We start from the raw sequence: 12,686 nt of genomic DNA on the forward strand, positions 1-12,686 counted from the left end.
GGCCGGGGCACCCGGCGTCATACGGACGTGCGGGGCGGCGCCGTGGAGCCCCGGACGACGAGTTCCACGGGGATGTCCCCGCCCTCCGGCTCCCGGCCCTCCAGGACGGCCAGCAGGGCCCGCATGCCCCGTTCCCCGAACAGCTCGGCGTCCAGTCGTACGGTCGTCAGCTCGGGGTCGATCGCGGTGGCCAGGGCCAGGTCGTCCAGGCCGGTGACCGAGACGTCGTCGGGGACCCGCAGGCCGAGGCGGCGCAGCGCCTTGTAGGCGCCGGCGGCGAGCTTGTCGTCGTCGCAGACCACCGCCGTGGGCCGGGGCCCGGGCGCGGTGAGCGCGGCCTCGGTGGCGGCCAGCGCGCCCTCGATGGTGATCGGGGCCCGGGCCGTGCGGATCCCGGTGCCCGGCACGGCGGCCAGGCGCGCGGCCAGTTCCCTCGCGCGCACCTCGAAGGTCCAGGACGGCACGTCCGCGGCCAGGTGCAGCACCCGGCGGTGGCCGAGGTCCAGCAGGTGCTCGGCGACCTGGCGGACGCCGTCGGCGATGTCCAGGTTCACGGTCGCGGCGCCCAGGCTGCCCGCGGGGTCGCTGTCGAGCATGACCAGGGGCAGCTGGTCGCCGCGGATGGCGGTGAGGGCGTCGGCGGCCATCGAGGAGGCGAGGACGCCGTCCAGGGCGGCCTGCGCGGAGGCGAAGGGGTCGCGGGCCGGGCCGATGCCCTCGGGGGAGGGGTAGAGGACCACGCCGAAGCCGTGCTCGGCGGCCACCCGCGCGGCACCGGTGTAGACGCCGGCGAAGAACTCCGTCGTCAGGGCGGGCACCACGAGCAGGACGGTGCGGGTGCGGCCCAGGCGGAGGTTGCGGGCGGCGAGGTTGGGCCGGTAGCCCAGCTCGCGGGCGGCCTCCCGGACCCGCTCGGCGGTGGTCTGCGACACCCGGCCGCGCCACTTGTCGCCCAGCACCAGCGAGACGGCCGCCTGGGAGACCCCGGCCGCCTGGGCGACGTCCCGGCTGGTCGGGCGCGTGCTGCTGCGGGCCACCACTCACTCCCGGTCGTCTGGACGTGCGAACAGCGCACATGGTACGTATGAAGAGGGACGTTATACGTAACACTTCGCGCCGTCGAGGCGTCCCGCGAGCCACGGAAGGGCAGGACATGGCCACGGGGTACCTGGAGATCCTGAAGGCGAGGCACGCCCTGCGGCTGCTCACCGGCACCCTGGTGGGCCGGCTGCCCAACGCCACCGCCGCCATCGCCCTGGTGCTCTTCGTGCGCGCCGAGGGCGGCACCTACAGCCTCGCCGGCGCCCTCGCGGCCGTGTACGGCGTCGCCAACGCGGTCGGCCAGCCGGTGCTGGGCCGCCTCGTGGACCTGTACGGCCAGCCCCGCGTCCAGTTGCCCGCGGCCGTCCTCGCCGCGCTCGCCATGGCGCTGTTCGCCTTCGCCGGCACCGACCCGCTGCCGCTCGCCCACGCGGCCGTCGCGGCGGCCGGCCTGTTCACCCCGCCCCTGGAGGGCGGGCTGCGCGCGCTGTGGCCCTCGGTGCTGGACCGCGAGGAGCAGGTGCACACCGCGTACGCGATGGACGCCATCGCCCAGGAGGTCATGTTCACCGTCGGCCCGCTGCTGGTGACCCTGTGCGCGTCCCTGTGGGACGAGCGCGCCGCCCTGCTGGTGCTCAGCCTGCTGGGCGTCCTCGGCGCTCTCTCCGTGGTCGTCTCGCCGCCCTCGCGCGCGTGGCGCTCGGCCCCGCGCGAGGCCCACTGGCTGGGCGCCCTGCGCTCGCCCGGCCTGCTCGCCCTGCTCGCCGCCTTCCTGTTCGTCGGCATCGCGCTGGGCTCCATCACGGTCGCCTCGGTGTCGTACGCCGACGGCCACGGCGGCGACGCGGTCTACGGCTGGCTGATGGCCGGACTGGGCCTCGGGGCGCTGGCCGGCGGCACCGTCTACGGCGCCCGTCAGTGGGCCGGCGTGCCCGAACGGCGACTGAGCGTGCTGGTGGCCCTTCTGGCGCTGTGTTACCTGCCGCTGATGCTGATGCCGGGCCCGGTCGCCATGGTGCTGCTGAGCGTGGTCTCCGGCGTGTTCCTGGCGCCCTGCATCGCCTGCGCGTTCATCATCGTGGACCGGCACGCGCCGAGCGGGACCGTCACCGAGGCGTTCTCCTGGCTGGTGACGACGTTCACCGTGGGTGCCTCGGTCGGAACGGGCCTGGCCGGGCCGGTGGTCCAGGCCGGTGGCACCCTGTGGGGCTTCGCGCTGCCGGGGGCCGCCGGAGCCGTGTCGTTGCTGGTCCTGCTGGCCACCGGACGGGTCCTCGCAGCTCCCGCGCGAGGCGCGGTCGTTGCGGCTTCATCGGAAAATGATCCAAATCGTGCTGTCGAACCCCGTTTCAGCTCGGGGGATCGGGCGTAATGTTCACTCATGGACCGCCGCATTTTCGGGCTGGAGAACGAGTACGGCGTCACGTGCACGTTCAGGGGACAGCGGCGCCTGTCTCCTGACGAGGTGGCGCGGTACCTCTTCCGCCGTGTCGTGTCATGGGGCCGCAGCAGCAATGTCTTTCTGCGAAACGGCGCCCGGCTCTATCTCGACGTGGGCTCACATCCGGAATACGCGACCCCCGAATGTGACAACGTGACCGAACTGGTCACCCACGACAAGGCCGGCGAGCGCATTCTCGAAGGACTCCTGGTGGACGCGGAACGACGCCTGCACGAGGAGGGCATCGCAGGCGACGTCTACCTCTTCAAGAACAACACCGACTCGGCGGGCAACTCCTACGGCTGCCACGAGAACTACCTGGTGGCGCGGCACGGGGAGTTCTCCCGGCTCGCGGACATCCTCATCCCGTTCCTGGTCACCCGGCAGCTGCTGTGCGGCGCCGGCAAGGTGCTGCAGACCCCGCGCGGCGCGGTCTACTGCGTCAGCCAGCGCGCGGAGCACATCTGGGAGGGCGTCTCCTCGGCGACGACCCGCTCCCGGCCCATCATCAACACCCGCGACGAACCCCACGCGGACGCCGAGCGCTACCGCCGGCTGCACGTCATCGTCGGCGACTCCAACATGTCCGAGACGACGATGCTGCTCAAGGTCGGCGCCACCGACCTGGTGCTGCGCATGATCGAGGCGGGCACCGTGATGCGCGACCTCACCCTGGAGAACCCGATCCGGGCGATCCGCGAGGTCAGCCACGACATCACCGGCCGCCGCAAGGTGCGCCTGGCCAGCGGCCGGGAGGCCTCCGCGCTGGAGGTGCAGCGCGAGTACTTCGACAAGGCCCTGGACTTCTGCGACCGCCGGGGCATCCGCACCGGCACCGTCGCGCAGGTCCTGGAGCTGTGGGGCCGTACCCTCGAGGCGATCGAGAACGAGGAACTGGACCGCATCGAGACCGAGATCGACTGGGTCATGAAGTACAAGCTCATCGAGCGGTACCGGGCCAAGCACAACATGACGATGTCGCACCCGCGGGTCGCCCAGATAGACCTCGCCTACCACGACATCCACCGCCGTCGTGGCCTGTACTACCTGCTGGAGAAGAAGGGCCAAGCCGCCCGCATCTGCAACGACTTGAAGATCTTCGAGGGCAAGTCGGTTCCCCCGCAGACCACTCGGGCCCGGCTGCGCGGCGACTTCATCCGGCGGGCACAGGAACAGCGCAGGGACTTCACGGTCGACTGGGTGCACCTCAAGCTCAACGACCAGGCACAGCGCACCGTGTTGTGCAAGGACCCGTTCCGTTCGGTGGACGACCGGGTGGAGAAGCTGATCGCCGGAATGTAGAGCCGGTTCCGGGAGCAGGGCGTTCCGGCACGGAAATGCCGGAACGCCACACGGGCGCCGTACGTTTCCCGTACGGCGCCCTTCTCGAGTCGTAGAGTTGCGCGCACGCCACCCGCAAGATCGACCGATTACGAGGCTCTTCCGTGCGCCGACGCTCACTCCTCCTGGCCGCCGTACCCGCAGGACTGGTCACACTCGCCGGATGCGGTGACGACAAGTCCGACACCAGCAAGACCGGCGCCTCGGCGTCGCCCTCGGTGTCCTCCCCGCCCCCGCCCAAGATCGTCGACGGTCCGCTGCCGGCGGTCACGGCGGGCACGAAGTTCGGCGAGAAGCCGACCGTCGCCAAGGGCACGGGCGAGCCGTCGAAGGACCTCGCGGTGAAGACGCTGATCGCGGGCAGTGGCCGTACGGTCGCGGAGAACGACTTCATCCAGGCCGACTACCTCGGCCAGATCTGGAGTACCGCCAAGGTCTTCGACAACTCCTACGACCGCCATCGCCCGCTGGTCATCCAGCTCGGCAAGGGCAGCATCATCGACGGCTGGCGGTACGCGCTCGCGGGCAAGAAGACCGGCAGCCGCGTCGAGATCGCCGTCCCGCCCACCTGGGGCTACGGCAAGGAGGGCAACCCGAAGGCGGGCATCAAGGGCACCGACACCCTGGTCTTCGTCATCGACCTGATCGACTCCTTCAACTCCAAGAGCTCCGCCAAGGGCAAGCCGGCCGCGCAGCCGGTGGCGCAGGGCGGCGCGGCCCTGCCGAAGGTGGGCACCAACACCGACGGCCAGGTGCCCAAGGTGACCATCCCCAAGTCCGACCCGCCGAAGAAGCTCGTGTCCGAGTACGTGCTGGAGGGCGACGGCCCCGAGCTGAAGGCCGACCAGGCGATCCTGTGCCAGTTCCAGGGCCTGGTCTGGGAGGGCGGCAAGACCTTCCAGCGGACGTACGGCTCGGGCCGGCTCAGCCAGTTCGGGCTGGAGCAGATGCAGCAGGCGGTCAAGGGCCTGGCCGAGGGCCTGACCGGCAAGAAGGTCGGCAGCCGGGTCCTGATCGTCATCCCGCCGCAGCTGGGCTACGGGAACAACCCGCCGAGCGGCGGCGTCATCAAGAAGGACTCCACCCTCGTGTTCACCGTGGACATCCTCGCGGCCATGTGAGGGGGGAGGCTCCCGGGGAGGGCGGGATGCCCGCGGAGATGAAAGACTGTCCGCGTTTCGTGTCGTACACAAGCAGGAGCTTTTGACGTGAGCATCGACAAGCCCGAGATCGACTTCCCGGGCGGCGAGCCTCCGGCTGACCTTGAGATCAAGGACATCTGGGAGGGTGACGGTCCCGTCGCGCAGGCGGGCCAGACCGTCACCGTCCACTACGTGGGCGTGGCCTTCAGCACCGGCGAGGAGTTCGACGCCAGCTGGAACCGCGGCACTCCGTTCCGCTTCCCGCTGGGCGGCGGCCGGGTCATCAAGGGCTGGGACCAGGGCGTGCAGGGCATGAAGGTCGGCGGCCGCCGCCAGCTGACCATCCCCGCCCACCTCGCCTACGGCAACCAGAGCCCGACCCCGGCGATCAAGCCCGGCGAGACGCTCATCTTCGTGGTGGATCTGCTCGCGGTCTGATCCATCCGTGATCCACTCCTGATCGGCCGGCCGGGTCCGACCGGATCCGATCACCTGGGGCCCATGCCTGTTCGGGCGTGGGCCCTCGGCTTTTGTCACCGCCCCGCGGAGCGGTACGGTCATCGGTCAGAAGCACCATAGGGAAGGCGAAGGGCGTCGATGGCCATTGCCAAGGCCGAGCGGCTGATGAACCTCGCGCTGTGTCTGCTCGGCACCCGCCGGCCACTCAGCAAGCGCGAGCTGCGGGAGTCGATCGAGGCCTACCTGGAAGCGGGCAACGACGACTCCTTCAACCGCATGTTCGAACGGGACAAGGACGACCTGCGCGAGCTGGGCCTCGTCATCGCGACCGTCGAGAACATGGACGGCGAGGTCGGCTACCTCGCCCGCCGCGACAGCAACCGCCTGCCCCCCATCACCCTGGACGCCGAGGAGGCCGCCGCCCTCGGCCTCGCCGCCAAGGTCTGGCAGCAGGCCCGGCTGGCCGGAGCCGCCAGCGGCGCCCTGCAGAAGCTGCGCGCCGCCGGCCTGCCCGAGGACGTCGACCCGTACGAGGCGCACAGCGCCCTGGAACCGCGCATCCCGGTGCACGAGGCCGCCTTCGAACCGCTGATGCTGGCCTGCCGCGACCGCCGCCCCGTCGTCTTCGAGTACCGCAAGGCCTCCGCCGCCCGCCCCGAGCCCCGGCACGTCGAGCCGTGGGCGCTGGAGTGCTGGCGCGGCCACTGGTACCTGGCCGGCTTCGACCGCGGCCGGGGCGCCGAGCGCGTCTTCCGGCTCTCCCGGATCACCGGCAAGGTCCGCTCCCGGGGTACGGGCTTCACCGCGCCCGTGCCCGACGTCGTCACCGTGCGCGAGACCGTCGCGGGCTGGGCCGGTGAGATCGCCGACCGCTCGGCGCTGATCCGGCTGCGCTCCGGCGCCGGTTACCCCCTTCGGGCGAAGGCCGTCAAGGTCCGGGAACTCGGCGACGGCTGGGACGAGTTGGAGATTCCGTACGGGCACGGCCTGGACGCCTGGCTGGTGGAGTTCGGACCGGACGTGGTGGTCCTGGAGCCGGCCGAGCTGCGGGCCGACGTGGTGGACCGGCTGCGTGCCGTGGCCAAGGGCTGAGGGGGAAAACTGTGGCAGCCAAACCGGCCAGGACCGTCAACGCCATCGACCAGACTCGGCGGATGCTCTCCCTGGTGACGTATCTGAGGGAGCGCCCCGGCGCCCGGATCGCCGACGTCGCGCGCGCCTTCGGCATCACCGAGGACGAGCTGGTCGCCGACCTCGACCTGCTGCCCATGTGCGGCACCAGCTTCCGCGGCGGCGACCTGCTGGACATCGACACCGACGGTGAGCGCATCTGGTGGCACAACCCGGCCGCGCTCGGCGAGGAGGCGGCCGAGCCGCTCCGGCTCGCCGCCGACGAGGCCACCGCCCTGCTGGTCGCCGCGCGTGCCGTGTCGACCCTGCCCGGCCTGCGGGAGAGCGACCGGCAGGCCCTGCTGCGGGCCACCGCCAAGGTCGAGGCCGCGGCCGGCGAGGCCGCCGGTGCCAGCTCCCGCCTGTCCGTGACCTTCGAGTCCGAGGGCGGTGTCTTCGCCGACGTCGACCGGGCGATCTCCGAGCGCCGCCGGCTGTGGATCCGCTACTACTCCCCGGCCCGCGACGAGGTCACCGAGCGCGAGATCGACCCCATCCGGCTGGTCAGCGTCGGCCACACCTATGTGGAGGCATGGTGCCGCCGCTCCGAGGCCCGGCGCACCTTCCGGCTCGACCGCGTCGCCGAGATCAGGATCCTCGACGAGCCCTCGGCGCCGCCCGAGATAGAACTGCGCGACCTGTCCGAGGCCCTGGTCCAGCCGGCCGCCGAGGACCCGGAGGTCGTCGTCGAGGTCGGCCCCGGCGGCCGCTGGGTCGCCGAGTACTACCCGCACGACAGCGCCGATGAGCTTCCCGACGGCGGGCTGCGTATCACTCTGCGCACCCCCGACCCGGCCTCCCTGCGCCGGCTCGCGCTGCGGCTCGGCGGCGACGGCCGGATCGTCTCCCCGCCGGACCTGGCCGAGAGCGCCCGGAGAGCGGCGGCGGACGCGCTGGCGGCGTACGACACGGAGCAGCCGGCGGCCTCCGGGCGGTGAGGCCCGCCCGTCGCGGCGCGGGGGAGGACCCGCGGCCGGCACCGGCGGCGCCGCAGACGCGAGCCGGCACGACCGCGGCACTCCCGGCGGCGCGCCTGGCGAACGACCAGAAGAAGGAGCGAGGCCTGTGAGCGAGCGTGCGGGTGAGATGACGGCGGCGACCGCGTTCGCCGGGATGCGCAGAGTGGCCCCGGTCGTCTTCAGAGCCGGCTGCCCGGACTGCCGCGGCCGCTTCGAACTCGCCGCGAGCGCGCTGCGCCTCGCCATCGGCGCCAGCAGCCGGACGACGTTCTACTCCTTCACCTGCCCCGACTGCGGGGCCGCCGTACGCAAGCCCGCCGGGGAGCGGATCGTCGAGCTGCTCACCGGCGGCGGGGTGCGGACCCTGCGGCTGCACTCCACGGTGTAGCCGGTCGCGTTCCGGGCCGGCGGACGGTCTAGTCTCGACGTCATGTTCTGGCCGATGTTCGCGGTAGCCGTGGGTTTCCTGGGTCTCGCCGTCCTCGGGGTGCTCGCCGTGCGGGTGTTCCTCGAGGCGCGGCGCCTCGGTGAGCAGGTGGCGGACTCCGCGCGCCGTATCAACCGGGCCGCCGAGGATCTGGAGCGGGCGGCCGTGAGCACGGCCCGCGCCGTGGACACGCTCTGAGCAGCGACGGGCGGTGCTCGTGAGGGCGGCGGGGCAAGCGCTTTGCGTCACTTCGCCCTGTCATGCTGCCCTGCGGGAAAGGTACGCTGCTGGTCGTGGTGCGGAGAACGAGGCCCGTACCGTGGACCGGGAGTACGCACGGGGATTGCCTCTCGTTTACCCCTGAGCGTTACGATCGCTGCCAGACGACCATCGGACACATGTCCGACTGGTCGGACAGCACCCCCACCCAGCCGCCTCGGTGAGAAGGTAAAGACTTATGTTCGGAAGGCTCGGAGCTCCCGAGATCATTCTCATCCTCGTCGTCATCATCCTGCTGTTCGGCGCGAAGAAGCTTCCGGACATGGCCCGCTCGCTCGGCAAGTCCGCGCGCATCCTCAAGAGCGAGGCCAAGGCGATGAAGGAGGAGGGCAACACCTCCGCCCAGGCGCCCACCTCCGGCGAGCAGCCCCCGGCCCAGCGCACCATCCAGGCGGCCCCCGGCGACGTGACCAGCTCGCGGCCGGTCAACGAGCCGACGGACACCACCCAGCGCTGACGCAGGGCCGGACCCCGGCCTGCCGCACGAGATGAGGACGTGGGTTGCTCAAGTCTGCCCGCAACAAGGAGAAGGATCCCGAGGGGCGGATGCCCCTTGCGGATCACCTTCGTGAGCTCCGCAACCGGCTCGCGAAGGCGATGCTGGCCGTCGTCGTCGTGACGGTGGTCGCCGCCTTCTTCTACAACGACATCATCAACTTCCTGACCGAGCCGATCCTCGACTCGGTCGGTTGCGGGAAGAGCTTCGAGGAGTTGGCCCACTCGACTGCCAAGACGCAGCCGTGTGCCCAGATCACGATCAACGGCCTGCTCGCGCCCTTCACGCTGGCGCTGCAGGTCTCGCTGATGGCCGGTGTCGTGTTCGCGTCGCCGATCTGGCTCTACCAGCTCTGGGCCTTCGTGGCGCCGGGACTGCACCGGCACGAGAAGAAGTACGCGTACGCCTTCGTCTTCACCGGCGCCCCCCTGTTCTTCGCCGGTGCCTTCTTCGCGTACAAGGTGCTGCCGACCACCGCCAAGGTGCTGCTCGGCTTCACCCCGGACGGCCGGATCGCCAACCTGCTGCCGCTCGACGACCTGCTCCAGCTGGTCACGCGCATGGTGATCGTCTTCGGTCTGTCCTTCGAGCTGCCGCTGCTGCTGATCATGCTCAACCTCACCGGGGTGCTGACCGGCAGCCGGATGATCGGCTGGTGGCGGGCCATGATCCTGGGCATCACGGTCTTCGCCGCCGTGGCCACGCCGAGCACCGACCCGCTGTCCATGCTGGCGCTCGCCGGGCCGATCTGGGTGCTGTACTTCGGCGCGTGCTGCTTCTCGCTGCTCAACGACCGTCGCCGGCGCCGCCGCGAGGCCGCGGGCCCCGCCGACGACGAGGCCTCCGAGCTGGACCTGACGCCCGAGGACATCGGCGAGGCCGATCCCGTCCCGGTCACCCACGCGCTGCCCGAGCAGGCGAGCACGGACCGGGTCAACGGCTACGACGACGTGACCTGACCGTCCGCCGCTCCGCCGCTCCGCCGCTCCACCGTGCGATGCCCCCGCCCCCCAGGGACGGGGGCATCGGCCGTCCGCCCCCGGGCCGGGGATCCGGATAATGATCGTCCTGTTGTCAGTGGCGCCCGGTACGCTCGAAAGTACGATGACAGAGGATCTCTCACCGGCCGAGCGGTACGCGGCAGCCCGCAGGCGGGCAGCCGAGCAGGCCACCGCCCTCGCGTCCTTCCGCGAGATGTACGACTTCGGCCTCGACCCCTTCCAGATCGAGGCCTGCCAGGCGCTCGAAGCGGGGAAGGGCGTACTGGTGGCCGCCCCCACCGGCTCGGGCAAGACGATCGTGGGCGAGTTCGCCGTCCACCTCGCCCTGCAGCAGGGCAAGAAGTGCTTCTACACGACACCCATCAAGGCGCTGTCGAACCAGAAGTACGCCGACCTGTGCCGGCGCTACGGCACGGCCAAGGTCGGCCTGCTCACCGGCGACAACAGCGTGAACTCCGACGCCCCGGTGGTCGTGATGACCACCGAGGTGCTGCGGAACATGCTCTACGCCGGCTCGCAGACCCTGCTCGGCCTCGGCTACGTGGTCATGGACGAGGTGCACTACCTCTCCGACCGCTTCCGCGGCGCCGTCTGGGAGGAGGTGATCATCCACCTGCCCGAGTCGGTCACCCTGGTCTCACTCTCCGCCACCGTGTCCAACGCGGAGGAGTTCGGTGACTGGCTGGACACCGTCCGCGGCGACACCGAGGTGATCGTCTCCGAGCACCGGCCCGTGCCGCTGTTCCAGCACGTGCTCGCCGGGCGCCGGATGTACGACCTGTTCGAGGAGGGCGAGGGCCACAAGAAGGCCGTCAACCCCGACCTGGCCCGCCTCGCCCGCATGGAGGCCACCCGGCCGTCGTACCAGGACCGCAGACGCGGCCGGGCGATGCGCGAGGCCGACCGGGAGCGGGAGCGCAGACAGCGCTCGCGGGTGTGGACCCCGGGCCGGCCGGAGGTCATCGAGCGGCTCGACTCCGAGGGCCTGCTCCCGGCCATCACCTTCATCTTCAGCCGCGCCGCCTGCGAGGCCGCCGTACAGCAGTGCCTGTACGCGGGCCTGCGGCTCAACGACGAGGAGGCGCGCGAGCAGGTCCGCGCCCTGGTCGAGGAGCGCACCGCCTCCATCCCGACCGAGGACCTGCACGTCCTGGGCTACTACGAGTGGCTGGAGGGACTGGAGCGCGGGATCGCCGCCCACCACGCGGGCATGCTGCCGACCTTCAAGGAGGTCGTGGAGGAGCTGTTCGTCCGCGGCCTGGTCAAGGCCGTGTTCGCCACCGAGACCCTCGCGCTCGGCATCAACATGCCCGCCCGCTCGGTGGTGCTGGAGAAGCTCGTCAAGTGGAACGGCGAGCAGCACGCCGACATCACGCCCGGCGAGTACACCCAGCTGACCGGCCGGGCCGGCCGGCGCGGCATCGACGTCGAGGGCCACGCCGTGGTGCTCTGGCAGCGCGGTATGAGCCCCGAGCACCTCGCCGGTCTCGCGGGCACCCGCACGTATCCGCTGCGCTCCAGCTTCAAGCCGTCGTACAACATGGCGGTCAACCTGGTCGAGCAGTTCGGCCGGCACCGCTCGCGCGAGCTGCTGGAGACCTCGTTCGCGCAGTTCCAGGCCGACAAGTCGGTCGTCGGGATCTCCCGCCAGGTGCAGCGCAACGAGGAGGGCCTGGAGGGCTACAAGGCCTCCATGACCTGCCACCTCGGTGACTTCGAAGAGTACGCGCGGCTGCGCCGGGAGCTGAAGGACCGGGAGACCGAGCTGGCCCGGCAGGGCGCCGCCGAGCGCCGGGCCGAGGCCGCCGTCGCCCTGGAGAAGCTGAAGCCGGGCGACGTCATCCACGTGCCCACGGGCAAGTACGCGGGCCTCGCCCTGGTGCTGGACCCGGGCCTGCCCGCGGGCCGCTCCAACGGCCACCGCGGCTTCGACCACCACGACGGGCCGCGCCCGCTGGTGCTGACCGCCGAACGGCAGGTCAAGCGGCTGGCGTCGATGGACTTCCCGGTGCCGGTGGAGCCGCTGGACCGGATGCGGATCCCGAAGTCCTTCAACCCGCGCTCGCCGCAGTCCCGCCGGGACCTCGCCTCCGCGCTGCGTTCCAAGGCCGGGCACATCCCGCCGGAGCGGGCGCGCAGGAAGCGGTCCCAGGCCGCCGACGACCGCGAGATCGCGCGGCTGCGGACGGCGATCCGCGCGCACCCGTGCCACGGGTGCAACGACCGTGAGGACCACGCCCGCTGGGCCGAGCGCTACCACCGGCTGCTGCGCGACACCTCGCAGCTGGAGCGGCGCATCGAGGGCCGTACCAACACGATCGCGCGGACCTTCGACCGGATCGTGGCCCTGCTGACCGAGCTGGACTATCTGCGCGGCGACGAGGTCACCGAGCACGGCAAGCGGCTCGCGCGGCTGTACGGCGAACTGGACCTGCTGGCCAGCGAGTGCCTGCGCGAGCGGGTCTGGGAGGGGCTGGCCCCCGCCGAACTCGCCGCCTGCGTCTCCGCGTTGGTCTACGAGGCACGCGTCGGCGACGACGCCATGGCGCCGAAGCTGCCCTCCGGGAAGGCCAAGGCCGCACTCGGCGAGATGGTCCGGATCTGGGGCCGGCTCGACGGGCTGGAGGAAGAGTTCCGGATCAGCCAGACCGAGGGTGTCGGGCAGCGGGAGCCGGACCTCGGCTTCGCCTGGGCCGCGTACATGTGGGCGTCCGGCAAGGGGCTCGACGAGGTGCTGCGGGAGGCGGAGATGCCGGCCGGCGACTTCGTGCGGTGGTGCAAGCAGGTCATCGACGTGCTCGGGCAGATCTCCGCGGCGGCTCCGGTGGAGGGGTCGACCGTGGGGAAGGCCGCGCGCAAGGCTGTCGACCAGTTGCTGCGGGGCGTGGTGGCCTACTCGTCCGTCGGCTGACCCGCCCGTCTTCGTCCGG

At 71.4% G+C, this 12,686-nt stretch carries 12 protein-coding genes; 11 read left to right on the plus strand and 1 reads right to left on the minus strand.

Annotation, left to right across the window (positions count from 1 at the left end; genetic code table 11):
- Nucleotides 1-17 precede the first annotated feature (17 nt).
- The gene (locus ABZ923_RS06895) at nt 18-1,037 is read right to left on the minus strand and encodes a LacI family DNA-binding transcriptional regulator (protein ID WP_361467729.1); all 1,020 of its coding nucleotides are present in this window, start codon (nt 1,035-1,037) and stop codon (nt 18-20) included.
- A 116-nt stretch (nt 1,038-1,153) separates the two neighbouring features.
- On the opposite strand from ABZ923_RS06895, the gene ABZ923_RS06900 reads away from it, so the two are divergent.
- From ABZ923_RS06900 to ABZ923_RS06950, 11 genes are all read left to right on the plus strand, one after another.
- Nucleotides 1,154-2,413 carry an MFS transporter gene (locus ABZ923_RS06900; RefSeq protein WP_361467731.1) on the plus strand — a complete coding sequence of 420 codons (1,260 nt, stop codon included), beginning with the start codon at nt 1,154-1,156 and terminating at the stop codon, nt 2,411-2,413.
- 9 nt (nt 2,414-2,422) lie between these two features.
- Nucleotides 2,423-3,784, plus strand: a complete 1,362-nt coding sequence (gene pafA / locus ABZ923_RS06905) for a Pup--protein ligase (RefSeq protein ID WP_358647960.1) — start codon at nt 2,423-2,425, stop codon at nt 3,782-3,784.
- Between the two features lie 143 nt (nt 3,785-3,927).
- Nucleotides 3,928-4,944: an FKBP-type peptidyl-prolyl cis-trans isomerase gene (locus tag ABZ923_RS06910; RefSeq protein ID WP_361467733.1), complete on the plus strand. Its 1,017-nt coding sequence runs from the start codon at nt 3,928-3,930 to the stop codon at nt 4,942-4,944.
- Between the two features lie 87 nt (nt 4,945-5,031).
- Nucleotides 5,032-5,403, plus strand: a complete 372-nt coding sequence (locus ABZ923_RS06915) for an FKBP-type peptidyl-prolyl cis-trans isomerase (protein WP_361467736.1) — start codon at nt 5,032-5,034, stop codon at nt 5,401-5,403.
- A 159-nt stretch (nt 5,404-5,562) separates the two neighbouring features.
- Nucleotides 5,563-6,516 (plus strand): WYL domain-containing protein, encoded by a 954-nt coding sequence (locus ABZ923_RS06920; RefSeq protein WP_361467739.1) that lies wholly within the window; start codon nt 5,563-5,565, stop codon nt 6,514-6,516.
- Between the two features lie 11 nt (nt 6,517-6,527).
- A complete protein-coding gene (locus ABZ923_RS06925) occupies nt 6,528-7,532 on the plus strand; it encodes a WYL domain-containing protein (protein WP_361467741.1) in 1,005 nt (334 codons plus the stop codon).
- Between the two features lie 148 nt (nt 7,533-7,680).
- Nucleotides 7,681-7,941, plus strand: a complete 261-nt coding sequence (locus ABZ923_RS06930; RefSeq protein WP_361468000.1) for a hypothetical protein — start codon at nt 7,681-7,683, stop codon at nt 7,939-7,941.
- Nucleotides 7,942-7,983: 42 nt separating this feature from the next.
- Nucleotides 7,984-8,178: a hypothetical protein gene (locus ABZ923_RS06935; RefSeq protein WP_361467743.1), complete on the plus strand. Its 195-nt coding sequence runs from the start codon at nt 7,984-7,986 to the stop codon at nt 8,176-8,178.
- Nucleotides 8,179-8,437: 259 nt separating this feature from the next.
- Entirely contained in the window at nt 8,438-8,716 is a 279-nt protein-coding gene (gene tatA / locus ABZ923_RS06940; RefSeq protein WP_361467746.1) for a Sec-independent protein translocase subunit TatA, read from the plus strand.
- A 44-nt stretch (nt 8,717-8,760) separates the two neighbouring features.
- A complete protein-coding gene (gene tatC, locus ABZ923_RS06945; RefSeq protein ID WP_361467748.1) occupies nt 8,761-9,714 on the plus strand; it encodes a twin-arginine translocase subunit TatC in 954 nt (317 codons plus the stop codon).
- Nucleotides 9,715-9,814: 100 nt separating this feature from the next.
- Entirely contained in the window at nt 9,815-12,667 is a 2,853-nt protein-coding gene (locus ABZ923_RS06950; protein ID WP_361467749.1) for a DEAD/DEAH box helicase, read from the plus strand.
- Nucleotides 12,668-12,686 lie beyond the last annotated feature (19 nt).

It is taken from the genome of Streptomyces sp. NPDC046881 (assembly GCF_040645015.1).
Classification (GTDB): domain Bacteria; phylum Actinomycetota; class Actinomycetes; order Streptomycetales; family Streptomycetaceae; genus Streptomyces.